A 25,771-nucleotide genomic window follows, 5' to 3' on the forward strand; every position below is an offset into this window, starting at 1 on the left:
TTATGACTGAGCTGGAACGACACCAGTACGACGTCGTCGTGATCGGGGCCGGCGGCGCCGGTCTGCGCGCGGCGATCGAGGCCCGCGAGCAGGGCAAGCGCACCGCGATCGTGTGCAAGTCCCTGTTCGGCAAGGCGCACACCGTGATGGCCGAGGGCGGCTGCGCGGCGGCGATGGGCAACGCGAACTCCAACGACAACTGGCAGGTCCACTACCGCGACACGATGCGCGGCGGGAAGTTCCTGAACAACTGGCGGATGGCCGAGCTGCACGCGCAGGAAGCCCCTGACCGGGTCTGGGAACTGGAGACCTACGGCGCGCTGTTCGACCGGACGCCGGACGGCCGGATCAGCCAGCGCAACTTCGGCGGCCACTCCTACCCGCGGCTCGCGCACGTCGGCGACCGCACCGGGCTGGAGCTGATCCGCACCCTGCAGCAGAAGATCGTCTCCCTGCAGCAGGAGGACTTCCAGGCCACCGGCGACTACGAGGCCAACCTCAAGGTGTACGCCGAGTGCACGGTCACCGAGCTGCTGAAGGACGGCGACGCGATTTCCGGTGCCTTCGGCTACTGGCGTGAGTCGGGCCGGTTCATCCTGTTCGACGCACCGGCCGTCATCCTGGCCACCGGTGGTGTCGGCAAGTCGTTCAAGGTCACCTCGAACTCCTGGGAGTACACCGGTGACGGGCACGCCCTGGCGATGCGGGCCGGTGCGACGCTGATCAACATGGAGTTCATCCAGTTCCACCCGACCGGCATGGTCTGGCCGCCGTCGGTGAAGGGCATCCTGGTCACCGAGTCGGTCCGTGGTGACGGCGGGGTGCTGCGCAACTCCGAGGGCAAGCGGTTCATGTTCGACTACGTGCCGGACGTGTTCCGGGCGCAGTACGCGGACACCGAGGAAGAGGCCGACCGCTGGTACAAGGACGCCGACAACAACCGGCGCCCACCGGAGCTGCTGCCCCGCGACGAGGTCGCCCGGGCGATCAACTCCGAGGTCAAGGCCGGTCGCGGTACGCCGCACGGCGGGGTCTTCCTGGACGTGTCGACCCGGCTGCCGGCCGAGGAGATCACCCGGCGGCTGCCGTCGATGCACCACCAGTTCAAGGAACTGGCCGACGTCGACATCACCGCCGAGCCGATGGAGGTCGGTCCGACCTGCCACTACGTGATGGGTGGCGTCGAGGTCGACCCGGACACCGCGTCGTCCGTCGTACCGGGCCTGTTCGCGGCCGGTGAGGTTGCCGGAGGCATGCACGGCTCGAACCGGCTGGGTGGCAACTCGCTGTCCGACCTGCTGGTGTTCGGTCGGCGGGCCGGGATGGGCGCCGCGATGTACCTCGACTCGCTCGGGGACAACCGGCCGCGGATCGCCGAGGCCGACATCGACGCGGCGGCGGCCGAGGCGCTGGCGCCGTTCGAGCTGGAGGGTGGCGAGAACCCGTACACCATCCACCAGGAACTGCAGCAGTCGATGAACGACCTGGTCGGCATCATCCGCAAGGCCGAGGAGATGGAGCAGGCGCTGTCGCGGCTGGCCGAGTTCCGCGGCCGGATCGCGAAGATGACCGTCGAGGGGCACCGGCAGTTCAACCCCGGCTGGCACCTCGCGCTGGACCTGCGCAACATGCTGACGGTGTCGGAGTGCGTCGCGAAGGCGGCGCTGGAGCGTGAGGAGTCCCGCGGCGGTCACACCCGCGACGACTTCCCGGGCATGAACGCCGAGTGGCGCAAGCTGCTACTGGTCTGCCGGCTGAACGCCGACGGCAGCGTCGACGTGTCGAAGAAGGACCAGATCCCGATGCGGGACGACCTGCTCGAACTGTTCGAGCTGGACGAGCTGAAGAAGTACATGACCGAGGAGGAACTGCCGGCATGACCTACAAGGGCAAGTTCCGGGTCTGGCGCGGAGATGCTGAAGGCGGTGGCCTGGAGGACTACGAGGTCGACGTCAACGAGGGTGAGGTCGTGCTCGACGTCATCCACCGTCTGCAGGCCACGCAGACGCCGGATCTCGCGGTCCGGTGGAACTGCAAGGCCGGCAAGTGCGGCTCGTGCTCGGCCGAGATCAACGGCATGCCGAAGCTGATGTGCATGTGCCGGATGAACACGTTCGAGGAGGGCGAGACCGTCACGGTCACGCCGATGCGCACCTTCCCGGTGATCCGCGACCTGGTCACCGACGTGTCGTTCAACTATCAGAAGGCGCGGGAGATCCCGGCCTTCACACCGCCGGCCGACCTCAAGCCCGGTGAGTACCGGATGCAGCAGGTCGACGTCGAGCGGTCGCAAGAGTTCCGCAAGTGCATCGAGTGCTTCCTGTGCCAGGACACCTGCCACGTGATCCGCGACCACGAGGAGAACAAGGAGTCCTTCTCGGGCCCGCGCTTCCTGATGCGGATCGCCGAGCTGGACATGCACCCGCTGGACGCGGCCGACCGGCAGCACGAGGCGCAGGACCAGCACGGTCTCGGCTTCTGCAACATCACCAAGTGCTGCACCGAGGTGTGCCCCGAGCACATCAAGATCACCGACAACGCCCTCATCCCGATGAAGGAACGCGTCGCCGACCGCAAGTACGACCCGATCGTCTGGCTCGGCAACAAGATCCGCCGCCGCACCTGAACCACCTTTCGGGACCGTGAACACCATCGCGGGACCGTGAACACGTTATTTCGTGTTCACGGTCCCGCTTTGCTGGTCACGGTCCCCGTTCTCGGATCAGGTCGGGGCTGGGGTGGCGACTCCGGACCAGGGTCGGTTCACTCCTGTGGGGGAACCGGCTCACCTGTGTGGGTGAGACATTCGCCACGTTGGGTCTTCTAGGGTGCTCGGCATGGACGTTCTGGTGATCGGGCTGGTCAATCTCGTCATCTTCATGGTGATCTTCGTGCCGGTGTCGCAGCGGTTGCTCGGGGTGCGGTTCGGGCTGGTGCGGATGGCGATCGGCGCCCTGCTCACCCTGTTGATCTTCAGCCCGGTGATGAACGCCCTGGTCGGTCCACTGCCCTGGACCGGTTCCAACGGTGCCGCCGCGGCGTACCTCGGTCTCACGGCGCTCTGCTCGATGCTGACCGGCCTGATCTTCCTCGTCCTGTCCGAAGCCCTCGTCCCGACCGGCTCGCTCCCCCGCGTGCGCGACCTGCGCCGCGACGTCGGCGGCCGGATCGCCCGCACCCGTCGGTACCTGCAGATCCTCCGGATCGCCGTACGCCGTGGGCTCGGCCCGTACCTCCGCGGCCGCCGCCGTCCCGGCCGCGAGGACGCCGCCGGCCAGGCCGACCTGGCCCGTTCGCTCCGTCTGGCCCTGGACGAAGCCGGTGTCACGTTCGTCAAGCTCGGCCAGGTCCTCTCCACCCGCAGCGACGTCATCCCCGCGTCGGTCGCCACCGAGCTCAGCCGCTTGCAGGACCAGGTCTCCCCCGCCCCCTGGCCCGAGATCGAGCAGGCGCTCACCGACGAGCTCGGCGCCCATCCGCAGCAGATCTTCCAGGACTTCGGCACCGAACCACTCGCCGCCGCCTCGGTCGCCCAGGTCTACGCGGCCCGCCTCGCGGACACCGGTACGCCGGTCGTCGTGAAGGTGCAGCGGCCAGGCATCACCGCCCTGGTCCAGCGCGACCTCGACATCGTCCGCCGCCTGGCCCGGATGCTCGAGCGCAACACCGACTGGGGCCGCGCGATGGGCGTCCGCGCGCTGGCCGAGGGGTTCGCCGACGCGATGCTGGAGGAGCTCGACTTCACCGTCGAGGCCGGCAACATGACCACCGTCGCCGCCGGCCGGTCCGTCGCGGCCAACGCCGACGTCGTCGTACCGGAGCTCTACCCGCGTCTGTCCACCCGCCGCGTCCTCACCATGCAACACCTCGACGGCGTCGGCCTCGGCAACGCGGCCGCCGTCCTGGCCGAGCGCGGGCAGGACGGCGCGCGGCTCGCGCGGATCCTCTTCGACTGCCTGCTGAGCCAGGTCGCGATCGACGGCGTCTTCCACGCCGATCCGCACCCGGGCAACTTCCTGCTGCTCACCGACGGCCGGCTCGGCATGCTCGACCTCGGCTCGGTCGGCCGGCTCGATCCGTCCACCCGCGAGGCCCTGCAGCGCTTCCTGCTCGGTGTCGACCACGGCGACCCGGTCACCGCGACCGACGCGTTGCTCGAGATCGTCGACCGCCCCGACGTCGTCGACGAGCAGGCCCTGGAACGCGCGGTCGGCCAGTTCATGGCCCGCCACCTCGGGGCCGGCGCCGCGCTCGGCCCGGCGATGTTCAACGACCTGTTCCGGATCATCACCGCGCACGGTCTCGGCGTCCCGCCCGAGGTCGCCGCGGTCTTCCGCGCGCTCGCGACGATCGAGGGCACCATCTCGCGGCTGTCGCCCGGCTTCGACCTGATCGCCGCGTCCCGGCAGTTCGCCTCCGCGCACGTGACCGACCGGCTCGCCCCGGACGCCTTACGCCGTACGGCGACCGAGGAGCTCGCCACGCTCCTGCCGATGCTGCGGCGCCTCCCGCGCCGGATCGACCGGATCGCCGCCGCGGCCGAGTCCGGCCGGCTCGGCCTCAACGTCCGGCTCTTCGCCGACGAGCGCGACCGGCGGCACTTCACGTCGATGCTGCACCAGGCCCTGCTCGCGATCCTCGGCGCCACGGCCGGTGTGATGGCCGTCCTCCTGCTCGGTACGCCGGGCGGCCCGCAGGTCACCGCCACGATGACGCTGTTCCAGCTGTTCGGCTACAACCTGCTGGTGATCTGCGCCGTGCTCGTGCTGCGCGTCCTGGTCCTGATCTTCCGTCTCCCCGACGCCCGCCGCGGCAGTTGACTTCAAGCGAGCTTGAACCTTGAGGATGAGCCGCATGTCCCAGGAACAAGCAGTCCACGCCCCGCCCCGCCTGTTCGGCCGCGAGCACCTCGCGCTCGTGCTCGGCGTCGTCGGCCTGGTCACCCTGGCCGCGTTCGAGAACCGCGCGGTCGGTACGGCGCTGCCGACGATGGTCCGGGAGTTCGACGCGCTCGGCAGCTTCGGCCTGGCCAACGCCGCCCCCAACGCGTCGTACCTGGTGTCGCTCGCGCTCGCCGGCCTGTGGGCGGACCGGCGAGGACCGGTCGCCGCTTTGCGGGCGGGCGCGATCACCTTCGTGGCCGCGCAACTGCTGGTCGGTACGGCGCAGTCGATGCCGATGGTGATCGGCGGCCGGCTGCTGAGCGGCTTCGCCGAAGGGCTGCTGGACGTCGCGCTGATGGTCCTGGTCGCGCGAGCGCTGCCCGCCGTCCTGCGGCCGCGGATGTTCTCGCTGTTCGCGGCGATGTGGATCCTGCCGTCGGTGGTCGGCCCGGTGGTGACCGGCCTGGTCACCGAGCAGGTCGGCTGGCGCTGGGTGTTCCTCGGCGCGTTGCTGCTGCTGGTCCCGACCTGGCTCTGCCTGCGCCCGGCGCTCCGGATGCCGGCCACCACCGAGCAGCCCACCGCCAAGGATGTCGATGCCCTGGCGGCCCAGCGCACCTTGTTGCCTTGGGCACTCACTGCGTCGGTCGCACTCTTCGCGCTGACCTGGGCCGGCGACCAGCTCGAGACCCATCCGGCGATCGCCTGGATCGCTGTCCCGATCAGCCTCGTGGTCCTCGGCGTCGCCGCCGTACGCATCATGCCGGCCGGGACCTTCACCGCCCGCCGCGGCTTCCCCGCGGTCGTCGCCGTCCGAGGTCTCGGCGGCGCCGCCTTCGCCGGAGCAGGCGCCTACCTTCCCTTGCTGCTCACGGTTCTGCACGACTTCAGCCCGTCCCGCGCCGGCGTCACCTTGTCGATCACCGGCGTCAGCTGGGCGCTCGGCTCGTGGCTGCAGGGCCGTGACCACGGATTCGACCGCCTCACTGTCCTCCGTACCGGCCTGGCCCTGATGACCGTCGGCATCGCCGGGACGTCGTTGCTTGCCTGGACCAACCACACCTGGCTCGGCCTGATCAGCTGGTCGATCGCCGGCATCGGCATGGGCCTCAACTCCTCCAGCGTCTCCGTCCTCACCCTCGACCTGTCCGACGCCACCAACTCCGGCCGCAACAGCAGCAGCGCCCAGATGGCCGGCACGATCAGCATCGCCGCCGTCTTCGCCCTCTTCGGCACCCTGCTCGCCGTCAACGCCGACCACCCCACCGGCTGGGTCTTCGGCGCCATCATCACGACGTCCGCCGTACTGGCCCTGCTCGCCCTGCTCACCTCGGCAAAGGTTCCGCGCGTGCAGCGCTAGAGTGTGCGCCATGGCTGAGCTGCTGACCGACGACCAGATCGACCAGGCGATCCGCGACCACCTCCCGGAGTGGAAGGTCGCCGACAACGCCCTCGTCCGCAGCGTCAAGAAGGAGACCTTCCTGGACGGGATCCGGCTGGTCGCGACGGTCGCGCAGCTGGCCGAGTCGATGAACCACCACCCGGACATCGACATCCGCTACACCACGATCACCTTCCGCGTCTCCAGCCACGACGCCGGCGGGATCACCGACGACGACCTGGTGCTGGCCCGGCACATCGACACCGCCGCGGGCTGACCTGACCGAAAGCATCATCCGGAAGTTGCTTACCTGTTAACTAGATCGCGCGAAAGTTTCCGTCCGGTCGCGTTGGGTCCAGGCATGACTTCTTCCGTACGACGACCGCGCGCCGCGGTGGCCGGAGCCGTCCTGCTGGCGCTCGCCGGTCTCGGCCTCGTCCCGGCCGGCGCCAACGCCGCGGGCAGCCTCACTCTCCCGCTGGGCGACCAGGACCTCACCGAGACCCGCAGCGCCCAGACGCTGACCGACGGCGTCACGCTGACCAGCATCGTGCGCGGCACCGAGCCGGCGCCGGCTGACCAGATCAACACGACCACGCGGGGCCCGTACTCGATCAAGGTGCTCACGATCGACCCGGCCACGGCGAAGGGTTACGTCAAGGCGACGTACGGCCCGGACCTGGCCAAGACCGAGCCGACCACCGCCCTGGTCACCGGCGCCGGCGCGCTGGCCGGCGTGAACGCGTCGTTCTTCACCTTCACCGCGAGCCAGCTGTACCCGGGCGAGCAGGTCGGCCTCGGCCTGTTCGGCGGCAAGCTGCTGAGCGAGCCGCTGGCCGACCCGGCCGAGACGAACTTCCTCATCGACGCCAAGACCAGCAAGGCGCTGATCGGCCACCTGAGCTGGACCGGCACGGTGACGAACAAGAAGACCGCGGCCACGCTGCCGCTGGAGTTCGTCAACCACCCGCCGGTCGTCCCCGCTGCCTGCGCGACGCTGACCGCGCAGACCGACTGCGCCGTACCGGGTGACGTGTCGCTGTTCACGCCCGAGTTCGCCGCCGCGACGCCGGCTGGCGCCGGTGTCGAGGTCGTGCTCGACCGAAAGGGCTGCGTCGTCCGCACCGCCACCACCCGCGGTACGGCGCTCGCCGCTGGCCAGACCTCGATCCAGGCCACCGGCCAGGACACGATCAGCCTGTTCCAGGCCCTTGCCGGCGGGTGCGTCACCACCGCGCTGGCCGTGAAGGAGGAGAACGGCAAGAAGGTCGCGCTGAAGAACAGCCTGTACGGCGTGACCGGGCGCGGCCTGCTGGTCCGCGACGGCAAGGTCGTCGAGCAGCCCACCGGCGGCAGCTTCAACGACCGCAACCCGCGCACGCTGGCCGGCACCACCAAGGACGGCAAGATCGTCTTCGTCACCGTCGACGGCCGCCAGACCACCAGCGTCGGCACCACGATGGCCGAGTCCGCCGCCCTCGCCAAGGCCCTCGGCCTCCGCGACGCGATGAACCTCGACGGCGGCGGCTCCACGTCGATGGCCGTCAACGGCACCCTCGTCAACCACCCGGCCGGCGCCGAACGCCCGGTCGGCGACGCGCTCGTGTACGTCGACTCCAAGTACGCGAACTGATCCAGGCGGACTGCGCCGGCCTCAGACAGGTTGGCGCAGTCCGAGCAGTGTTCCTTCGGGGTCGCGCACGTAGCCGACCGACCCCTGCCCCGGGATCTCCTGCGGCTCCCCCACCACCGACCCGCCGGCCGCAACGACCGCCGTACGGGTTGCTTCCAGATCTTCGACCTGCAACCACACGATCGCCGCCTGCGACTGATGCTCCCGGCTCATGATCGCGCCGTCGATCCCGTCGCCCGAACCGGTTGCTGTCAGCAAGTACCCGTCGACGTACGGCGAGGCTGCGCTCTCCCAGCCGAAGGCCGCGCGGTAGAAGTCCACCGCCCGCTCGGGATCGGCCGAGGTCAGCTCCACGTGAACGATTCGTCCCATGCCGTCAGCGTGCCTGCTCCCCGGCGGACAGGTCTTGGACGGATCTCTCATGCATCAGCGCGGCGATTCCGTTGCTCACCGCCCGGAACGACGAGGCGCTGACCCCCGTGTACCGCTTGAAGTCCCGCGCGGCGTGCGCCTGGTCGTAGTAGCCGTGCAGCGCGGCCAGCATCGCGGTCCCGTCCGCCGGCCCGTCGAGCAGCCCGCCGGTGAAGTGGAAGAACCGGACGATCTCCCCGAACTGCTTCGGCCCGACCCCGACCAGCTCGCGGAACCGCCGGTGCAGCGTGCTGTACGGAACGTCCAGCGCCCGCGCGAGCTCCGCGACCGGCAACGTTCCGCGGGACTCCTCGATCAACCGCACTGCGCGCTCGGCGACGGCGACGTCGACCGGCCGCAGCCGGGGAGCCAACCAGTCGGCCAGCGCCGCAGCCCGCGACGGACCGAACTCGCAGCCCCGCAAGCGAGCCGCCAGCCCTTCGGTGGTCCCAGGTCCGAGCCAGGCGTCGAGCGGCAGCACCTGATCGACCAGCCGCCGTGAGGTCAGCGCCGCGATCCCCCACGGCTTCAGCTCGGCGCCGGCGTAGCTCGACGGACCCGACTGACCGAGGACGTGCGGTCTTGTCATCACCCCGAACAACGACCCGTCGTTCACCCACGAACTGCCGGTCACCGGATCGTGCCGCCGCCCCGGCGTCCCCAGCGCGACCGCCAGCGCCGGACGGCCGTTGGGGACCAGGATCTGGTCCGCCGCTCCGCCGCCCTCGACCATCCAGTAGTGCTCGACCAGCCCCACTTGGCCGGCCGGCGGCGGAAATCGCAGGTAGGCAACCACCTCCCCACGATAGGTCCCGGGCCTGGCCGAAGAACGTTGACCGGCAGCGGCGAAGAACGGTGAGGATCTGACATCCTTGATCCGTGACGACCGCTGAGGAGTACCGCCTGCTGGGTTTCAGTGCCGAGGACCAGGCCGACGCCGAGAAGCTCGACGTCGACCCGGTGCCGGTGGCCGAGTTCGCCGCGTACCTGCGCAAGACGATCGGCCAGGCACCGGCCGAGGCGGAGCTGGAGGTGCCCAAGGATCCGATGGTGTCGCTCGCGGCGTACCTGGAGACCCTGCCGGACATCCGCCGCTACCACCAGGAGCTCGGGGTCAGCGACGAGATCAGCTGGGCCACGCTGGCCGACCTCGGTCAGCAGCTGAAGGTGAACCGGCGGACGCACGGCAAGTTCGGCCTCGAGACGCACTGGTGGGTGAGCACGTACTGGACCGGCATGCTGTACGCGCTCGGCCGGCTGCAGTTCATGATCCACCGGGTCCCCGACGAGCACCCGGTGCCCGGCGTCGAGCCCGGCGAGTGGGTGATCGGCGTGCACATCCCGGAGACCGGCCCGCTGACGCCCGAGTCCGTCGACGACAGCTTCGACCAGGCACGGGCGTTCTTCGCCGAGCACTTCCCGGACCAGCCGGTGAAGACGGCGACGCTCGGCTCCTGGCTGATCGACCCGTACCTGCTCGACCACCTGCCGCAGGACTCGAACATGGTGCGCTTCGGCCGCCGCTTCACGCCGTACGGCGAACCGCACGACTCCCAGGGCAGCGCGATCTTCTTCACCTTCCGCAGCCACGACCTCGGCAAGCTCGACGAGTTCCCGCAGGACACCGCGCTGCAGCGGCTGATCGTCGAGCGGATCAAGGCCGGCGGCACCTGGCAGACCGCGTTCGGCTACCTCAGGCTGTGACGCTCAGCCTTTCGGTACGCCGTACTTGGTCAGCCAGGCGATCAGCTCGACGTTGCTGACGCACTTCACGTCCGGCTGCGTGCACGTCTCCTGGACGAACGTGGTCAGCGCGTCGGAGTAGACGCTGTTGTTCCACCGGTTGAAGTGGTTGCCGAGGAACAGCGGCGGGTTGTTCCCGGCGCGCGACCGCGCCAGCGCCTGCCGGTACGTCGCCAGCACCTGGGCCTTCAGCTTCGGCGCGTGCGCGATCGGCGCCTTGCGGGCCTTGGTCTGCGCGTACCAGAGGTTGTAGTCCATCGTCAGCGTGCTCTTGCGCGTCCCGGCCAGATCGACGGACTGCAGCGGGAAGTCCCAGACGCCGTCCTCCTTCTTCGGCCACGCGATGTAGCCCGGCTCGGAGGCGTCGTACAGCATCCCGCGCTGCCGCATCACCTGCCGGTACGCCGGCCGGTTGCCCTCCAGGCACGGCGTCCGCATGCCCTTCACCGTCGTCGGGTCGAACGGCGCCGCCAACGTCCTGCCCGCGGCCAGCGTCGGCCCGGTCTCGACCATCGTGTCGAACGCGTCGAGCTCGGCCTTCCACTGCGTGGCCGACCAGCGGTCGATCCCGTTCTTGCCGCAGAAGTGCCCGTTCGCGTGGGTGCCGATCTCGTGGCCCTCGGCGATCGCCTGCCGCAGCACGGTCGCCCGCGCGATCGCCTTGGGCGCGTCGGCCCAGCCGATGTCGGAGGCACCGGGCTTCTGGTACGGCGGCTTGTAGTCGGTCCTGCGCGCCTCGGGGTACAGGTACGGGCCGGACAGGAAGAACGTCATCCGTGCGTCGACCTGCTTGGCGACCGTGCGCCAGTGCGACCACAGCGCGAGGTCGCCGGCGCCGTCGAAGGAGACGACGACGAACAACGGCGGCTTGCCGTTCGGCAGCTTGGCCGGGAAGGACCTGGTCACGGGCGCCGCGGCCGGCGGCTTCACGCCCGGCGTCAGCGTGGCCGAAGGGTCCGGCTCGCTCGGCGTCGGCGTACTGGACGGTGGTTTGCCGGGCGGACCCGACGAGCCTTCCGGCGCGGTGTCCGCGCATCCGGTGGCCAGCGCCGCCACGAGCGCCGTCGCTGCGACCAGTCGTTGCCGCCTCAGCATGCCTCGACCACGACCTGGACCGGTGTGCCTCGTACCCCCGTCATACCTCTAGAGACGCACGAACAAACGATTGAGTTGGCCCGGGACACGCGACCGGCCCGAAACCGTCCGGTCAGTCGTTACTCGGCCGCGACCCTGGCCGCCTTGCGGCGACCGACGATCCGCCGGGTCGTCTCGAGCACCAGCCCGATCGTGAAGGCCAGGCCCAGGCTGAACGCGAGCGCCTTCAGCGAGTCGTGCGCGAAGGCGTCGCCGCCCAGGTACCCGAGCAGGGCGACGTAGGTGTAGGCCACGGTCACGCCGGCCGCGGTGAACAGCACGAACTTGCGGAACGAGTACGCCGTCGCGCCCGCCGTCAGCGTCGCGACCATCCGCGCGCCAGGGATGTAGCGCACGGTCATCAGGATCAGCCCGCCGCGCGTGTGCAGCGCTCGGCTGACCTTGTCGTACATCGCCTGCCGGGCCTCGCGCCGGCGCATCCAGCGCCGCAGCGCGGGACCGGAGCCGCGACCCATGAAGTAGCAGACGCACTCGCCGATCACCGAGCCGACCATCGCCAGCACGATCACGAGCAGCAGGTTCTGGTGGCCGGCCGCGGCCGCCATCCCGGCGGTGACGACCAGCCCCTCGCTCGGGATCACCGGGAACACGGCGTCGATCGCGGCAGCGAGAAACAGCACCAGCAGCAGCCAATGCGACGCCATCGCGATGCTGAGCAGCTCCCGGGCGGCGTCCATCAACTCTGTCACGACCCCGAGCATGCCATCCGGTGTCAAGGTCCTCCCAATCCCGACGCTGCGGTTCGGGGCGCCTGGGACGGAATTCACCCAGTGTTCACAGCCGGACGGAAAGCTCCGCGATTCCGTTCATCAGCAGGCCCGGGGTGCGGCGCGGATCACCGTCAGGTTCGGTCAGCCGCAGGCCCGGGAAACGGTCGAACAGCATGCCGAGCGCGACCCGGCCCTCGAGCCTGGCCAGCGGCGCGCCCAGGCAGTGGTGGATGCCGTGACCGAAGCCGAGGTGCTGGTTGTCCGTCCGCCTGATGTCGAGCTCGCCGCCGGCGCCGAACTTCGCGTCGTCGCGGTTGGCCGCGACCAGCGCGAACACGATCACCGCGCCGGGCAGGATCGTCCGCCCGGCGATCTCGATCGGCGCGCGAGCGACGTACGGGATCGCGGCCTGCAGCGGACCGTCGTACCGGATGAGTTCCTCGACGGCGGCCGGGAGACGTTCGGGTTCGGCCTTGAGCAGCGCGAGTTGGTCGGGGTGGGTGAGCAGCGCGTGCACGCCGTTGCTGATCAGGCTGACCGTGGTCTCGTGGCCGGCGGCGAGCAGCAGGTAGACCATCGAGGTCAGCTCGTCCGTGGTCAGCCGGTCGCCGCCGTCGCGGGCCGCGATCAGCGCGGACAGCAGGTCGTCGGACGGTGCGGCCACCCGGCGGTCCTCGATCATCTCCCGGATGAACTCGACCATCGCGAGCGCGGCCTCGATGTACTCCTCGGGCGTGTGCACGGCCGCGTTCACGACGACCGACGACCAACGGCGGAAGTCGTCGCGGCGGATCGCGGGGATGCCGAGCAGCTCGGAGATGACCGTGATCGGCAACGGGTAGCTGTAGGCGCCGACCAGGTCGATCGGCCCGTCGGCGGCCGCCATCTCGTCGAGCAGCTCGCCGGCGATCTCGCGGATCCGCGGCTCCAGCCGCTCGATCCGCCGCCGGGTGAAAGCGGCCGACACGAGCTTGCGCATCCGGGTGTGGTCCGGCGGATTGGCGCTCAGCATGTGCCGTTCCATCGAGTTGACCAGGTCGTCCCAGACCTGGTCGCGGTGCGGCCCGTCGAGCGACGACCGGACGACGTCCGGGTGCGCGAGCAGCTGCCGCGCCTCGGCGTACCCGGTCACCAGCCAGACCGGTACGCCGGTGAAGAGCGTCACGTACTGCAGCGGCCCTTCCGCCGCCATCTCCGCGAACCCCCGCAGACGAGCCTGGCCACTGGTTTCGGTGAAGGGCGACGTCACCTCACCACCGTACGTGCGCGGGGGTTGACTCAACACTTCACCAGATGGTGAAGTGTTCGGGTGCTGACCACGACCTTCGCGGCGCTCGCCGACCCGACCCGGCTGGCGATCGTGACCCGGCTCAGTCGCGGTGAGGCGACGATGGGCGAGCTGGCGACGCCGCACGCGATCAGTCCGCCGGCGATCACCAAGCACGTGCACGTCCTGGTCGACGCCGGGCTGGTGACCCGGCGCAAGGTCGGCCGGACGGTGGTCTGCGCGATCCGGCCGGAGGCGTTGTCCGAGGTGGAGGTCTGGCTCGGCGACCTCACGACGTACTGGAACCGCACGGTCGACCGGCTGGCGGACCTTCTGGAGGGGAACGGCGATGGTGAGTGACATCCGGATCGAGCGCGTGCTGAAGGCCGGGCTCGAGGACGTGTACGCCGCGTGGACGCGGGCCGAGCTGCTCGCGCAGTGGTACTGCCCGAACCCGGCGCTGGAGCTGAAGGTCGACGCCGACGTCCGGGTCGGAGGCGCGTACGTCGTCGAGATGGGACCGTACGTCGTCCGCGGCAGCTACCTGGAGGTCGACCCGCCGCACCTGCTCGCGTTCACGTGGAAGTGGGACGAGGACGCCGACGAGCCGTCGACCGTGCGGGTCGAGCTGAGCAAGGCCGACGAGGGAACACGGATGCTGTTGCTGCACACGGGTTTCACCGGTCCGGACGACGCGGCCAACCACCTGCAAGGCTGGGAGCCGGAGCTCGACCGGCTGGAGCAGCTGCTCACGTCTCGGTGAGTTGCTCGGCCAGCTCGGCGCGGCTGTGGATGCCGAGCTTCGTGTAGACCTTGCGCAGGTGGTACTCGACTGTCTTCGGACTGAGGAAGAGCTTCGCCGCGGCCTCGCGCGTGCTGTGGCCGTCGGCGAGGAGTTGCGCGACCTGGCGTTCCTGCGGCGTGAGGTCGTCGGCGCTGCTGTGCTCGCGCCGTCGGGCCGTCTCGCCGGTCGCCTTCAACTCCCCCGCCGCCTGATCGGCCCAGGTCCCGGCCCCCAGGTGGTCGAAGATCCCGACGGCCGCTCGCAGCTGCACCCGCGCGTCCACGCGCCGTCGTACGCGCCGAAGCCAGGATCCGTACGCCAAGTGCGTGCGAGCCGTCTCGAAGAGGTCGAGCGTCCGCTCGTGCAGCCGGAGCGCGGTCTCGAAGGCGTGCTCGTCGTCGTTCACCAGCCCCTGCGCTCGCGCGGCGCGAGCCAGCGACCACGGCAGGCCCTTGCGGGTGGCCTGCTCGGCGAAGTCCCGAGCCGTCCGCGCGGCGTCTTCCGGCCGGCCGAGTCGTAGGTACACCTCGACCAGCTCGGGCGCGGGCGACAGGTCGGGGTCGTGCATCCCGCCGGTCGTGAGGATGCCGACCAACCGGTCGTACGCCGCGAGCGCCGCCGCCACGTCACCGAGGCCGAGCTCGAGATCGCCCAGCGCGTACGACGACCAAGCGAGCCCGAGCCGGATCTCGCGCGCCGTGCAGATCCCGATCGCCTCGGCCGCCTGGGCCCGGCACTCGTCGACCCGCCCGCGACGCGCGGACAGCCACGCCTGTCCCGCGAGGTTGATCGCCAGCTCGGTCGTCTGGCCGGTCTCGCGCGACAGCCGGATCCCTTCGTCGTACGACGCCGCCGCGTCGGCCCAGCGATCGGTGGTCGCCTGATCGCGGGCCAGGTGGAACAGGACGCCGGGCAGCATGCCGAGGGCGACTCCGTCGCGGCTGTCGCGCAGGACCTGCTGGATCATGTCGCGACCGCCTTCGCGTTCGCGCAGGAACATCGGCGCCAGCACCACCCACACCTGGTGACGCCGGTCCAGCTTCACCGTGCTGGACAGCGTGACCGCCGTACGGATCTGCTCGCTGCCACCGCTGCCCGCGAACACCCGCGCGACGCCGCTCGCGAGCAGACCGAGCAGGCGGCTCTCGGGCTGGTCGATGCTCGGCAGGATCGCGTCGAGCTCCTCGGCGACGCGCAGCGCGGTGTTGGTGTCACCGAGGTAGAAGCAGGCGTTGACGATGTCACCCAGCAACCTGATCCGGGTCGGCAGGTCGTCGGCCGCGTCAGCGGCGGCGAGCAGGATGTCGCGGGCCTGGCCGGGTGATCCGCAGCGTACGGCGATGTCGCCGCGCAGCTCCTGGGCGTGGATCGCGACGGCGTCACCCGCCACGCGGCGAGGAACGGCAGAGCTCGCGCTGCGGCGGGACGCCGCGGAACTCGCGCTGCGGCGGGATGCGGCAGAGTTTGCGCTGCCCGCCGAGGCCGCCGCTTGCGCGGGATTCCGGCCCAGGGCTTCGACCAGCAGCTCCTCGGCTCGCTCGGGCAACCCGGCGAACCAGGCGGCCTCGCCCGCGGCGACCAGCCGGCGCGCTTGCTCCGCCGCGTCGTCCGTGAGCCGCGCGGCCCGTTCGAGCGCTGTCGCCGCGACCGCGTGGGCGCCGCGCTCGACCGCGTGCCCGGCGACGATCTCCAGCCTGCGCGCGACCTCGTCATCCGATCCCAGCGCGGCTTCGGACAGGTGCCAGACCTGGCGGTCCGAGTCGGCCAGTACGCCGGCGATCGCCTGGTGGACGGATCGACGAGTGGCGGCCGCGGCCCCGGCGTACACGGACGAGCGCACCAACGGATGCCGAAACTCCACCCGTCCGTCGCCGATCCGGATCAGGCCCGCGTCCTCGGCCTCGGCCAGTACGGCGATGTCGACCTTCAGCTTGTCGCAGACGGCGGCGACCAACTGGAGCTCTCCGTCGTCGGAAGCCGCCACCAGCAAGGCGATCCGGGCCTCGGGGCTCAGCCGATCCGCCTGCGCCGAGAACGCTTCCGCCAGCAGCCGCGGTACGGGCACCGGCGCTCCCGGCCGGATCCGGTGCAGGCTCTGGGGATTCAGCTCGAGCAGCGCGAGCGGGTTGCCGCCGACCATCCGGTGCACCTGCGCGACGTCCGCCGTACGGCGTCCGACCAGCTCGCGGGCGTCGTCCAACCCGAGGCCGTCGAGCCGCAGTACGGGAAGGTCCGCCTCGGCCAACGGGTGCGACTCACCCTCCCGAGCGGCGATCAGGAGCACGATCGGGTCCGCCACCAACCGCCGGGCCGCGAACACCAAGGCTTCCGCGGACGGTCGGTCGATCCACTGCGCGTCGTCGACGAGGACCGCGAGCGGCGCTTGTTCGGCGTACCGGCACAGCAGGCTGAGCGTCGCGGCGCCGACGGCGAACCGCCCTGTGGAATCACCTGGCGTGGTCAGCGCGAGGGCAGCTTCCAGAGCGGCCTTCTGCGGTGGGGGAATCCTGTCCAACTCACCCAAAGCCGGGCGAAGCAACTGCAGCAACCCACCGAACGGCACTTCGTGCTCGGTCTCCGTCCCCCGGGCCCGGAGCAGGCGAAGGCCGGCGGACGGTGCGGCCGCCTGGTCGAGAAGGGTGGTCTTGCCGATCCCCGGTTCTCCCGTGATCAGCAGCACCCCGCTGGATCCCACCCTCGCCCCCGCGACCAACCGCTCGATCGCCCGCCGTTCGGCCTCCCGCCCGATCAGCATCTCTGGAGTCTAGGACCAGGTGCCCCACCTGATGCGATGAATGACTGTCCGCTCCTAGCGTCACCCGGGTAAGCGATCCCAGGGAGGGGACCCATGACCACCATCGACCAACCCGTCACCGTCGACGGCGACAAGCTGATGCAGTTCGTGTTCCAGGCCGTCGGCGAGGTCGGCGCGACGCTCAACGCGGCGCTCGTCGTGCTGGGCGACAAGCTCGGCCTCTACCAGACGATGGCCGGCGCCGGCGGCCTCACGCCGGCCGAGCTGGCCGACCGCACCGGCACCCACGAGCGCTACGTGCGCGAGTGGCTGAACGCCCAGGCAGCCGGCGGATTCGTCACCTACGACCCGTCCACCGGCCTCTACACGCTGCCGCCCGAGCAGACCGTGGCGCTGACCGACGAGAACAGCCCGGCGTTCCTGCCCGGCTTCTTCCAGATCGCGCTCGGCACCGTCCAGGACACCAACCGGATGGTCGACGCGGCCCGCAGCGGCGCGGGCATCGGCTGGCACGAGCACGACACCGACGTCCACGACGGCTGCGAGCGGTTCTTCCGGCCCAGCTACCACGCCAACCTGGTCGACAGCTGGCTGCCGGCGCTCGACGGCGTCGTCGACAAGCTGACCAACGGCGCGAAGGTCGCCGACATCGGCTGCGGCCACGGCGCCTCGACGATCCTGATGGCGCAGGCCTTCCCACGGTCGAGCTTCACCGGGTCCGACTACCACCCCGAGTCGATCGCGACGGCTCGTGAGCGCGCGACGGACGCGGGTGCCGACGTCAGGTTCGAGGTCGCCGGCTCCACGTCGTACGGCGGTGAGAACTACGACCTGGTGACGACTTTCGACGCCCTGCACGACATGGGCGACCCGGTCGGCGCCGCGCGCCGGGTGCGGGAGTCGCTCGCGCCGGACGGCACGTGGATGGTCGTCGAGCCGATGGCCGGCGACAAGGTCGAGGACAACCTGAACCCGGTCGGCCGCGCGTACTACGGGTTCTCGACGCTGCTGTGCACGCCGGCATCGCTGTCCCAGGAGGTCGGGCTGGGGCTCGGCACCCAGGCCGGTCCGGCGCGGATCCGTGATGTGACGACGGCGGCCGGTTTCACCCGGTTCCGGGTCGCGGCGCAGACGCCGTTCAACCTGGTCTACGAAGTCCGCCCCTGACACAGTGAGCGACATGGCGCAACGACCCGCGCGGGCGGCCGACCGGGAGGGTTCGGTCGCCCGCGACGGCGTGAACATTCACTACCGGGTGTACGGCGAGGGCGACGGCCCGGCGCTCGTGCTGCTGCCGACCTGGTCGCTGGTGCCCTCGCGGGTCTGGAAGGCGCAGGTCCCGTACCTCGCGCGGCACTTCCGGGTGATCACCTTCGACGGGCGCGGCTCCGGGTCCTCGGACCGCCCGACGGGCGCATCGGCGTACGCCGATGCCGAGATGGTCGCGGACACGATCGCGGTGCTGGACGCGGCCGGTGTGGCGTCGTGCGTGCTCGTGGGGTTCTCCCGCGGCTGCCCGTGGGCGCTGGAGGTCGCGCTCCAGCAGCCGTCGCGGGTGCTCGGCGTGGTCTGCATCGGCTCGGCGACCAGGCTGACGCCTATGCTGGAGGACCGCACCCGCTGGACCTGGGACGAGCGGCACGAGTCGACCGAGGGCTGGGCCAAGTACAACCGGCACTACTGGCTCGAGGGCGGGTACGACGACTTCCTGGAGTTCTTCTTCGCCCGGATGTTCCCGGAGCCGCACTCGACCAAGCAGATCGAGGACGGCATCGGGTGGGGGCACGAGATCACGCCTGAGCTGCTGGTCGACACCGAGGACGGGCGCTCGGGTCATCTCGATCCCTTGCGGTTCGCCGAGGTGAGCTGCCCGGTGCTGGTCGTGCACGGCTCGGAGGACGGGATCCGGCCGCCGGCCGAGGGTTTGCGGCTCGCGTCGCTGACCGATGGCTCCTTGGTCACGGTCGTCGGCGGCGGGCACGCGCCGCACGCGCGCGATCCGGTGGTGGTCAACCACCTGCTCAAGGACTTCGCGTCCCGGCTGATTCCTCGGGCGGTACGGCGTACGTGGGAGCGCGCCGCGTCCCGGCCCCGGCGGGTGCTCTACCTGTCGTCGCCCATCGGGCTCGGGCACGCGCGACGAGACCTGGCGATCGCGCGGTCGTTGCGGTCTTTGAGTGGTGATCTGGAGATCGAGTGGCTCGCGCAGGATCCCGTGACGCGGGTGCTCGCCGATGCGGGCGAGGTCGTGCATCCGGCGTCGTCCTGGCTGCTCAGCGAGTCCGACCACGTGGACTTCGAGGCCGGCTTCGCCGAGCACGACCTGCACGCCTTCCAGACGCTGCGGCGGATGGACGAGATCCTGGTCGCCAACTTCCTGACCTTCAGCGACGTGGTCGAGGACCGCCACTACGACCTGGTGATCGGCGACGAGGCCTGGGAGGTCGACTACTTCCTGCACGAGAACCCGGAGCTCAAACGCTTCGCCTACGCCTGGCTCACGGATTTCGTCGGCTGGCTGCCCATGGACGTCTCCGAGGCTGGGCTCACCACCGACTACAACCTCGAGATGCTCACCCAACGGGCCCGCTACCGGCGTCTCCGGGACCACTCGCTGTTCGTCGGCGACCCGGAAGACATCGTCGGGGACAGCTTCGGCCCGGGTCTGCCGGTGATCCGCGAGTGGACCGAGCAGAACTACACCTTCACCGGCTACATCACCGGCTTCGCCCCGGCGCCACGTCAGCTGTCCGGGCCGCCGCGCTGCCTGGTCACCGTCGGCGGTTCCGGCGCCGGTTCCTCCTTGCTGCACAGGGTTCTGGACGCCGTACCGGCCATCCAACGTCTCGTCCCCGGCCTCACCTTCGACATCGTCACCGGGCCCAGGATCGATCCTTCCTCGTTGCGCGTTGTCCCCGGCGTCCGTCTGCACGGCTATCTCCCCAACCTCCACCTGGAACTCGGAAAGGCAGACGTGGTCATCACCCAAGGCGGCCTCACCACTTGCATGGAACTCACCGCGCAACGCGTCCCGTTCGTCTACGTCCCGCTGCAGCACCACTTCGAGCAGAACTTCCACGTCGCCGCCCGCCTCGACCGCTACCGAGCCGGCCACCGTCTCGAGTACGCCGAAGCCGCGAGCCCCGACCGCCTCGCCGAAGCCGTCGCCAAGGCCCTCACGGACCCGGTCGACTACCTGCCCGTCACCACCGACGGCGCCGACCGAGCAGGCCGTCTCCTTGCCGAACTCCTCTAAACCTGAACTTCTTTCACACTATGGTCTTAGTCCCGCGAAAAGTGGTAGTCGATACCGATTGTCATTTATAGCGCTAAATTTCCAGGTCTCGTCACAGCTCGGCCTCAACGGTTTACGACGTGAAAAAAGTCAGCCTCAATGGATGCTGCACCCCACCGACCCGCCCACGTCGGACCACCTCGGGTGCAGGTGGCCCCTGGAGGACTCCGTGACCCCGCTCTCCCGCTCCGCCTCGAGCTCCTTCGGCTCGGGCTCCGGCTCCGGCTCCGGCGAGATCGAAGCCAACCTCAGCACCACCCTCTGACCGGTCCGGGGTACGCCGATGGGGGCATCAGCCGTCCCCCGGATCCCGGAGCCGCGACCCCTCTGGACGGCGGGGTCGCGGCTCCTCTTCACGTGCGGGCGCACGTCATACAGGCCCAGGAAAAGCTAGAGCCCCGGGCGGCAACCCGGGGCTCGGAACGGATGGATGGGCGGCGTGATTCAGCTGCCGGACTTGCGCCTGAACTGGCGCTTCTGCTTGTCGTTGTGCGCCTCGCCGACACCCTCGTGCCGCGGCCCACTCCCCGGGTGCGACTCGTGGTGCGCGTTCTTCTTCGCGAGCGCCTCGCGGAACTTCTCCTGCAGATCGTCCTTCGCCGGCTTGCTGGACTTGTCGCTCATACCGTCTCCTTAACAAACCGTCAGGGCATACACCTCTAGCCAACCAAGTGTGACCGCCCCAGCGCCAGCCAATATCAGCGGGTCACACCTTCCGCCCCACGAACACCAAGTTGCGCCGTCTCCGGTCCGGGCCCTCCCGGCCGCCGACCACGGCGTCCTCCACCGAAAACTCCTACCCTCCACCAGTCCGACGCCGACGCCCCGGCGCCTCCGTCCGGGCAGCCGATGTCGACGTACGCCGACATCTCCACAATGTCGCCGTACGTCGACAAACGCCAACCCCGCCCCACATTGACGATTCCCGCCAACCTGCTTCCCGACCACGCCACGACGACACGAATCCTCAGTTCGCGTCGGAGTAGCCAGGTGCACGCCGCAGTGCAGACACGCGAAGAGATAGGCCGTCATGTCGCCTTCCGGCGAGAGGCGGCTGATCCAGTCCTGTGCCGCGGCAGGGTCTATCCCAAGCTCGTGAGCTTCAAGCCGGAGGGCTTCCAGGGCATCGACGTCGTGCTGGATCTGATCCCAGCCGACCCGGCCGAGGTAAGCAGCGCCGTCGCCGCAATGCGTGAGCCAGTACGACTCCTGCCAGGAGAAGTACCCGGGCGTGCGATGCAGGATCTCCTCCAGTGCCGCGGTCGGAACGCTGTCGGACTGTCTCCACAGCCCATCGCTGAACTCGGCCGGCCCGTCAGGTCGCGCGAGCCGCTCGGCGGCGGTTCCGTCGGCGATGCACCCGAGGCAGACCGCTCCGACTGCCGACCGACGGTGGGGCCGGCGTAGCGGTAGCCAGTCACTTCACCGCAGAGCTCGCAAGCGCCTTCGTCGGCAACTGCAGAACCGGTGGCGATCGGATCCGGGTGGTAGCGGAAGGCAGGAATCGACGTCACCGCTCGATTGTCGACATCCCGTCGCGTCGCCAGAAGGTCGGGCGCCACCAGTACAGCTCCGTACGGTCGGCAGGCCACGGCCGTTCCTCGACGCCGCGCGGCTCGAACAGATCCCGGTCGTCGATCAGGCGCCAGCCGTCGTCGACTCGGTCGTCCGCCGCGGGCGCCTGCACCTTGCCGACGAAACGCTGCTCCATCGCGCCGAACCGCACCACGTTCAGCTGGGACTCCCGGAGCGACGGTCGATTGGCGCCACCGGTCCAGTCCGGCCAACGGAGTTGGACGAGGTCGTCCTCCCAGAAGCAGATCGAACAGATCTCGTACGACCCAGGCAGCTCGGCGAACGCCAGATGTCCGCAGCACGGGCAGGGATACAAGTCGTCCACGCCCGACATTCTCACAGCCGGGCGGATCGCGCTCAGATGTGTCGCGCCGCGTCCAGCGCCCGTCAGCGCTGTGCGGCGTCGCGCTCCCGGCGAGCACGCTCGAACTCGGCGACATCCGTCAGCCACGGCCCGTGCTGGTCGAGCGCGGCGCAACCGCCGCTGACGAAGGCACGGATCAGAGCCCGGTATCCGTCCATCCCGTCCACCAGGCTGTACTCGACCCGGTACTCCGGATCCGCCCCGCCTTCACCAGCCACCACCGTCGTGATCCGCGCGATCGAGTCCGCGTAGAAGTGGAGTTGGAGTCCCTCCCCCTTCGCCTCGTCCTCGATCGTGAACACCTCGTTGTCCGCCGCGGAACGACCGTGGACGAACTCCCAGAACGCCGTACTGGCGAAGCCAGAACCGCCCGGGAACCACGTCTCCTCGCCGCCCTTGTCGTCGGTGAAGATCAGCTTCGAACTCCCGGCAACGCCGTCGTCCTCGATCGGCAGGTTCCTGGCGCGGCCCGCGGCCTCCGAGCACATCAGGAAACTCGCCGTCGCCACCGCGTCGTCGACGAGCTCGGGGTGTGCGCTCCGCACGGCCGCGTCGACCGCCGCCGCCATCCGGTCCCAGTCACGCTTGTCCGTGGCACGGCCACCCCGGCGCGGATCACGATTGATCCTCATCGCGGCGCACGCACGCTCCGCGGTCGCGATCACCCGCAGTACGCCGGGCAGCAGCGCCGGATCGACCGCCTCGGGACGACGTTTCGGGATCGTCGCGCCATGGAGGTACTGGCCCGTGAACTTCAGAATCGCGGCGTCCAGCGGAGCCAGTGTCACGCCGCGTTGGGTGCGTCGGCGGCTCGCCTCGTACTCCTGAACGCGAGCCCAGTCAGCCGTCTCCGTCGCCGAGCCCATCGCGGCCCAGACCTGCCCCCGATCGAGCAGGTCGATGTCGGCGCCGTACGAGATGAGCCGGCGCCTGTCCCACCGGATACGCCGGAACAGCGCGTCGATGTCAGCGGGCGCGGAGAACAGGATCGGCTCCAGGAGCGCAACGGCAGCATCCTCGTCCATCGCGCCCCGAGTCCCGGCCGCGTCGCACAGCGGCAGGACCGCACTCCACAGCAGCAGGTGCCTCGTCAGATCGCCCCGGATCACCGCAAGATGCGCGTCCTCGATCGGGAATGTGAAAGTCCGAGGGTCGTGATTGGCGTCGGCCCCGGCACCGAGTTCGATCCGCAGTACGCCGTGGTCGCGGACCACCTTCGGGATCCACCCGTTCGCACGGGCGAACACGACGTCTCTCATGACCACCGTTCGAGCTCGGCGTCGAGGCGCGGCTCCCTGCGCACCCAGACTTCGCCGTCGGCAGCCTCGGCCGGAGCATCGACTCGTTCGAGCCCGAGGAACTCGATCAGCACGAGCAGCGCGGCTCGTTCAGCTCGGTCGTCGTCGGCGCCGTGCGAGTCGAAGAAGACGTACCACTGGTCGCTCGGGTCGACGATGCCCGAATCTCCCCAGATCCGGCCGACTTCCTCGAGCGCCGCGGCTTCGGTCGTGATCGTGGCGGCGCGAGTCGCACCGCGCGCCTCCGGTGACGCGTCGAGGTCCGCGAGGTTCGAGAGCCACTGGCCGAAGTGATCGAGCCCGGCGTACCCGTTCTCGAAGAACAGCATCGCGCTCGGCGTGTACCGATTGGGCCGGTCGACCTTGAGGTACTCGACGTTCGCCCCCGTACGCCGGACGATCACCCCTTGACCGGGCATCAGTACCAACGGCTGGCCCGCCGGCTCGTCGTCGATGGTGCAGGTGCCGCCGTTCTGGCCCCGGAAGAACTCCGAGAACGCCACGTAGGCTTCCTGAGGATCGGCGACGACGACCCGCTGGTCGTTGCCGTCACCGGCCCCGAAGACGAACTCCTTCGGGCCGGGGCTGTACGCGCGAGCCATCTGTGTCCTTCGGACGAACGGACCGGAGACCTAGACGTTGAAGCGGAACTCGACCACGTCGCCGTCGGCCATGACGTAGTCCTTGCCCTCCATGCGGACCTTGCCCGCGGACTTCGCCGCCGCCATCGAGCCGGCCTCGACCAGGTCGTCGTACGAGACGATCTCGGCCTTGATGAAGCCGCGCTGGAAGTCGGTGTGGATGACGCCGGCGGCCTCGGGGGCGGTGGCGCCCTTCTTGATGGTCCAGGCGCGGGATTCCTTCGGGCCGGCCGTCAGGTAGGTCTGCAGGCCGAGGGTCTCGAAGCCGACGCGGGCCAGGACGTCCAGGCCGGGCTCCTCGACGCCCATCTCGGCGAGCATCTCGCGGGCCTCGTCCTCGTCGCCGAGCTCGACCAGCTCGGCCTCGAACTTGGCGTCGAGGAAGATCGCCTCGGCCGGCGCGACCAGGTCGCGCATCTGCTGCTTGAGCGCCTCGTCGGCGAGCTCGTCGGCGTCGCAGTTGAAGACGAACAGGTACGGCTTGGCGGTCATCAGCATCAGCTCGCGGATCGCGTCGCGGTCGACGTTCGTCGCGATGATCGGCGTACCGGCCTCGAGGTGCTTCTGCGCCTCGCGCACCGCTTCGAGGACGGCGACGCTCTCCTTCTTCAGCCGGGACTCCTTCTCCAGCCGCGGGATCGCCTTCTCGACGGTCTGCAGGTCGGCCAGGATCAGCTCGGTCTGGATCGTGGAGATGTCGTCGGCCGGCGAGACCTTGCCGTCGACGTGGGTGACGTCGTCGTCGCGAAACACCCGGGTCACCTGGCAGATCGCGTCGGACTCGCGGATGTGGCTGAGGAACTTGTTCCCGAGCCCCTCGCCCTCCGACGCGCCGCGCACGATCCCGGCGATGTCGACGAACTGCACGGTCGCCGGCAGCTGCTTGGCCGACCCGAAGATCTCGGCCAGCTTGCCCAGCCGCGCGTCCGGCACCCCCACCACGCCGACGTTGGGCTCGATCGTCGCGAACGGGTAGTTCGCCGCGAGCACGTTGTTCTTGGTCAGCGCGTTGAAGAGCGTGGACTTGCCCGCGTTGGGGAGCCCGACGATTCCGATGGTGAGTGCCACGGGCGCCAAGCGTACGCGTCCGTCCCGCCTGACCCCAATCCACAGCCGGTACGACGTACCGCTCACGCCCGTACGCCGTACTGCCGCGTGCCTCAGATCACGAAGGACTCCAGCTCCGCGTCGTACCAGCGCTTGGTCGGCCCGAGCGGCCGCATCCCCAGCCGCCGGCAGACCGCGAGCGACGCCTGGTTGTCCGGTCGCACCACCGCGTAGATCTCCGGCAACCCGGCCTTGAACCCACGGCCGATCGCGCCCCGCGCCGCCTCGGTCGCCAGCCCGCGCCCCCACGCGTCGGGATGGAAGTGCCATCCCACCTCGACCTCACCCCGCGACGGCACCGGGTCCGACGGCTCCGGCAAAGGCACGAGCAGCACCGTTCCGGCGACCGTCCCGTTGGCCTTCTCCTCCACCGCCCACACCCCATGCACGGGATCGGCGTTGCGCAGGTTCCACCGCTCGATGACCCGCGACGCGGCGTCCCGGTCCGTCATCGCCCGCGGCGTCGCGCCCAGCCAGCGCGACACCTCCCAGCGCCGGTAGATGTCGTACACCCGATCGCCGTCGGCTTCGGACCAGTCACGGACCACCAGCCGCTCGGTCTCGAAGACCACCTTGGCGTCCATCGCGTTCTCCCCTCGCCCTGTCCCGTTGATCTACCGGGCCCGGCGGCCGACCGGCAAGCGATTCGGGCAAGCGTGACCACACCGTTGTTGGCTGACACGGAAGCGACCGAGATCTCCTTGCAACACGGCGTTGCCAACCAGGTCAAGGCCCGCCGCGTCTCCATGGTGTGACAGCTCCTGAGGGG

23 protein-coding genes and 2 pseudogenes are annotated in these 25,771 nt (G+C 69.9%); 11 read left to right on the forward strand and 14 right to left on the reverse strand.

Annotated features, from left to right (window positions below):
- Positions 1-2 precede the first annotated feature (2 nt).
- The 6 genes from ABD235_RS29855 to ABD235_RS29880 all read left to right on the forward strand — a co-directional run bounded on the left by ABD235_RS29855 (position 3) and on the right by ABD235_RS29880 (position 7,897).
- Positions 3-1,880: a fumarate reductase/succinate dehydrogenase flavoprotein subunit gene (locus tag ABD235_RS29855; protein WP_344180183.1), complete on the forward strand. Its 1,878-nt coding sequence runs from the start codon at positions 3-5 to the stop codon at positions 1,878-1,880.
- Complete coding sequence (locus tag ABD235_RS29860; RefSeq protein WP_344180185.1) at positions 1,877-2,626, forward strand: succinate dehydrogenase/fumarate reductase iron-sulfur subunit; 750 nt, start codon at positions 1,877-1,879, stop codon at positions 2,624-2,626. The genes ABD235_RS29855 and ABD235_RS29860 overlap by 4 nt, the downstream gene beginning before the upstream one ends.
- A gap of 211 nt (positions 2,627-2,837) precedes the next feature.
- Positions 2,838-4,820, forward strand: coding sequence for an ABC1 kinase family protein (locus tag ABD235_RS29865; RefSeq protein ID WP_344180187.1), 1,983 nt, complete (start codon positions 2,838-2,840; stop codon positions 4,818-4,820).
- A 34-nt stretch (positions 4,821-4,854) separates the two neighbouring features.
- Complete coding sequence (locus ABD235_RS29870) at positions 4,855-6,243, forward strand: MFS transporter (RefSeq protein ID WP_344180189.1); 1,389 nt, start codon at positions 4,855-4,857, stop codon at positions 6,241-6,243.
- Between the two features lie 10 nt (positions 6,244-6,253).
- Positions 6,254-6,541: a 4a-hydroxytetrahydrobiopterin dehydratase gene (locus tag ABD235_RS29875; protein WP_344180191.1), complete on the forward strand. Its 288-nt coding sequence runs from the start codon at positions 6,254-6,256 to the stop codon at positions 6,539-6,541.
- Between the two features lie 84 nt (positions 6,542-6,625).
- A complete protein-coding gene (locus tag ABD235_RS29880; protein ID WP_344180193.1) occupies positions 6,626-7,897 on the forward strand; it encodes a phosphodiester glycosidase family protein in 1,272 nt (423 codons plus the stop codon).
- Between the two features lie 21 nt (positions 7,898-7,918).
- On the opposite strand, the gene ABD235_RS29885 is transcribed toward ABD235_RS29880, so the two are convergent.
- Together ABD235_RS29885 and ABD235_RS29890 are read right to left on the reverse strand one after the other, a co-directional pair.
- A complete protein-coding gene (locus ABD235_RS29885; protein ID WP_344180195.1) occupies positions 7,919-8,269 on the reverse strand; it encodes a VOC family protein in 351 nt (116 codons plus the stop codon).
- A 4-nt stretch (positions 8,270-8,273) separates the two neighbouring features.
- Complete coding sequence (locus ABD235_RS29890) at positions 8,274-9,104, reverse strand: helix-turn-helix domain-containing protein (RefSeq protein WP_344180197.1); 831 nt, start codon at positions 9,102-9,104, stop codon at positions 8,274-8,276.
- An 83-nt stretch (positions 9,105-9,187) separates the two neighbouring features.
- Between ABD235_RS29890 and ABD235_RS29895 the strand changes: the two genes are divergently transcribed.
- Positions 9,188-10,012 carry an acyltransferase domain-containing protein gene (locus ABD235_RS29895; RefSeq protein WP_344180198.1) on the forward strand — a complete coding sequence of 275 codons (825 nt, stop codon included), beginning with the start codon at positions 9,188-9,190 and terminating at the stop codon, positions 10,010-10,012.
- A gap of 3 nt (positions 10,013-10,015) precedes the next feature.
- Here the strand turns inward: ABD235_RS29895 and ABD235_RS29900 are convergent, their stop codons facing one another.
- The 3 genes from ABD235_RS29900 to ABD235_RS29910 all read right to left on the reverse strand — a co-directional run bounded on the left by ABD235_RS29900 (position 10,016) and on the right by ABD235_RS29910 (position 13,165).
- Entirely contained in the window at positions 10,016-11,146 is a 1,131-nt protein-coding gene (locus ABD235_RS29900) for a polysaccharide deacetylase family protein (protein WP_344180199.1), read from the reverse strand.
- 119 nt (positions 11,147-11,265) lie between these two features.
- Positions 11,266-11,895: a DedA family protein gene (locus ABD235_RS29905; protein WP_344180201.1), complete on the reverse strand. Its 630-nt coding sequence runs from the start codon at positions 11,893-11,895 to the stop codon at positions 11,266-11,268.
- An 85-nt stretch (positions 11,896-11,980) separates the two neighbouring features.
- Positions 11,981-13,165 (reverse strand): cytochrome P450 family protein, encoded by a 1,185-nt coding sequence (locus tag ABD235_RS29910; protein ID WP_344180203.1) that lies wholly within the window; start codon positions 13,163-13,165, stop codon positions 11,981-11,983.
- Positions 13,166-13,225: 60 nt separating this feature from the next.
- Between ABD235_RS29910 and ABD235_RS29915 the strand changes: the two genes are divergently transcribed.
- Entirely contained in the window at positions 13,226-13,543 is a 318-nt protein-coding gene (locus ABD235_RS29915; protein ID WP_344180205.1) for an ArsR/SmtB family transcription factor, read from the forward strand.
- On the forward strand, positions 13,533-13,946 hold the full coding sequence (locus tag ABD235_RS29920; RefSeq protein WP_344180207.1) for an SRPBCC family protein: 414 nt from the start codon (positions 13,533-13,535) through the stop codon (positions 13,944-13,946). The genes ABD235_RS29915 and ABD235_RS29920 overlap by 11 nt, the downstream gene beginning before the upstream one ends.
- Here the strand turns inward: ABD235_RS29920 and ABD235_RS29925 are convergent.
- Complete coding sequence (locus ABD235_RS29925) at positions 13,933-16,722, reverse strand: helix-turn-helix transcriptional regulator (protein WP_344180209.1); 2,790 nt, start codon at positions 16,720-16,722, stop codon at positions 13,933-13,935. The two genes, ABD235_RS29920 and ABD235_RS29925, sit on opposite strands and share 14 nt — an antisense overlap.
- 93 nt (positions 16,723-16,815) lie before the next feature.
- Between ABD235_RS29925 and ABD235_RS29930 the strand changes: the two genes are divergently transcribed.
- Both ABD235_RS29930 and ABD235_RS29935 read left to right on the forward strand, forming a co-directional pair.
- Positions 16,816-17,889 carry a class I SAM-dependent methyltransferase gene (locus ABD235_RS29930; RefSeq protein ID WP_344180211.1) on the forward strand — a complete coding sequence of 358 codons (1,074 nt, stop codon included), beginning with the start codon at positions 16,816-16,818 and terminating at the stop codon, positions 17,887-17,889.
- Between the two features lie 13 nt (positions 17,890-17,902).
- Positions 17,903-19,978, forward strand: coding sequence for an alpha/beta fold hydrolase (locus ABD235_RS29935; RefSeq protein WP_344180213.1), 2,076 nt, complete (start codon positions 17,903-17,905; stop codon positions 19,976-19,978).
- Positions 19,979-20,461: 483 nt separating this feature from the next.
- Here ABD235_RS29935 and ABD235_RS29940 read toward each other — a convergent pair whose 3' ends face one another.
- From ABD235_RS29940 to ABD235_RS29965, 8 genes and pseudogenes are all read right to left on the reverse strand, one after another.
- The gene (locus tag ABD235_RS29940) at positions 20,462-20,641 is read right to left on the reverse strand and encodes a DUF5302 domain-containing protein (protein WP_344180215.1); all 180 of its coding nucleotides are present in this window, start codon (positions 20,639-20,641) and stop codon (positions 20,462-20,464) included.
- A 9-nt stretch (positions 20,642-20,650) separates the two neighbouring features.
- Positions 20,651-21,391: pseudogene (locus ABD235_RS39945) on the reverse strand (CbrC family protein); the annotation flags it as partial.
- A gap of 29 nt (positions 21,392-21,420) precedes the next feature.
- Positions 21,421-21,609: pseudogene (locus tag ABD235_RS39950) on the reverse strand (CbrC family protein); the annotation flags it as partial.
- A complete protein-coding gene (locus ABD235_RS29945) occupies positions 21,528-21,917 on the reverse strand; it encodes a CPCC family cysteine-rich protein (protein WP_344180217.1) in 390 nt (129 codons plus the stop codon). The pseudogene ABD235_RS39950 and the gene ABD235_RS29945, both read right to left, overlap by 82 nt.
- 62 nt (positions 21,918-21,979) lie before the next feature.
- Entirely contained in the window at positions 21,980-23,215 is a 1,236-nt protein-coding gene (locus ABD235_RS29950; protein WP_344180219.1) for a DUF6357 family protein, read from the reverse strand.
- Entirely contained in the window at positions 23,212-23,856 is a 645-nt protein-coding gene (locus tag ABD235_RS29955; protein WP_344180221.1) for a hypothetical protein, read from the reverse strand. Before ABD235_RS29955 ends, ABD235_RS29950 begins: the two co-directional genes overlap by 4 nt.
- Positions 23,857-23,886: 30 nt before the next feature.
- On the reverse strand, positions 23,887-24,963 hold the full coding sequence (gene ychF / locus ABD235_RS29960; RefSeq protein WP_344180223.1) for a redox-regulated ATPase YchF: 1,077 nt from the start codon (positions 24,961-24,963) through the stop codon (positions 23,887-23,889).
- Between the two features lie 92 nt (positions 24,964-25,055).
- The gene (locus ABD235_RS29965) at positions 25,056-25,586 is read right to left on the reverse strand and encodes a GNAT family N-acetyltransferase (RefSeq protein ID WP_344180225.1); all 531 of its coding nucleotides are present in this window, start codon (positions 25,584-25,586) and stop codon (positions 25,056-25,058) included.
- Positions 25,587-25,771: the final 185 nt, after the last annotated feature.

The sequence above is a fragment of the Kribbella lupini genome, from assembly GCF_039529595.1.
Lineage (GTDB): Bacteria > Actinomycetota > Actinomycetes > Propionibacteriales > Kribbellaceae > Kribbella > Kribbella lupini.

Excerpts from the sequence above, each read along its gene's own strand:
- ABD235_RS29955 (WP_344180221.1), bottom strand. The coding sequence starts at position 23,856 with ATGGCTCGCGCGTACAGCCCCGGCCCGAAGGAGTTCGTCTTCGGGGCC.
- ABD235_RS29855 (WP_344180183.1), top strand. The coding sequence starts at position 3 with ATGACTGAGCTGGAACGACACCAGTACGACGTCGTCGTGATCGGGGCC.
- ABD235_RS29865 (WP_344180187.1), top strand. The coding sequence starts at position 2,838 with ATGGACGTTCTGGTGATCGGGCTGGTCAATCTCGTCATCTTCATGGTG.
- ABD235_RS29930 (WP_344180211.1), top strand. The coding sequence starts at position 16,816 with ATGACCACCATCGACCAACCCGTCACCGTCGACGGCGACAAGCTGATG.
- ABD235_RS29870 (WP_344180189.1), top strand. The coding sequence starts at position 4,855 with ATGTCCCAGGAACAAGCAGTCCACGCCCCGCCCCGCCTGTTCGGCCGC.
- ABD235_RS29860 (WP_344180185.1), top strand. The coding sequence starts at position 1,877 with ATGACCTACAAGGGCAAGTTCCGGGTCTGGCGCGGAGATGCTGAAGGC.
- ABD235_RS29920 (WP_344180207.1), top strand. The coding sequence starts at position 13,533 with ATGGTGAGTGACATCCGGATCGAGCGCGTGCTGAAGGCCGGGCTCGAG.
- ABD235_RS29965 (WP_344180225.1), bottom strand. The coding sequence starts at position 25,586 with ATGGACGCCAAGGTGGTCTTCGAGACCGAGCGGCTGGTGGTCCGTGAC.
- ABD235_RS29925 (WP_344180209.1), bottom strand. The coding sequence starts at position 16,722 with ATGCTGATCGGGCGGGAGGCCGAACGGCGGGCGATCGAGCGGTTGGTC.
- ABD235_RS29880 (WP_344180193.1), top strand. The coding sequence starts at position 6,626 with ATGACTTCTTCCGTACGACGACCGCGCGCCGCGGTGGCCGGAGCCGTC.
- ABD235_RS29900 (WP_344180199.1), bottom strand. The coding sequence starts at position 11,146 with ATGCTGAGGCGGCAACGACTGGTCGCAGCGACGGCGCTCGTGGCGGCG.
- ABD235_RS29940 (WP_344180215.1), bottom strand. The coding sequence starts at position 20,641 with ATGAGCGACAAGTCCAGCAAGCCGGCGAAGGACGATCTGCAGGAGAAG.
- ABD235_RS29885 (WP_344180195.1), bottom strand. The coding sequence starts at position 8,269 with ATGGGACGAATCGTTCACGTGGAGCTGACCTCGGCCGATCCCGAGCGG.
- ABD235_RS29935 (WP_344180213.1), top strand. The coding sequence starts at position 17,903 with ATGGCGCAACGACCCGCGCGGGCGGCCGACCGGGAGGGTTCGGTCGCC.
- ABD235_RS29875 (WP_344180191.1), top strand. The coding sequence starts at position 6,254 with ATGGCTGAGCTGCTGACCGACGACCAGATCGACCAGGCGATCCGCGAC.
- ABD235_RS29950 (WP_344180219.1), bottom strand. The coding sequence starts at position 23,215 with ATGAGAGACGTCGTGTTCGCCCGTGCGAACGGGTGGATCCCGAAGGTG.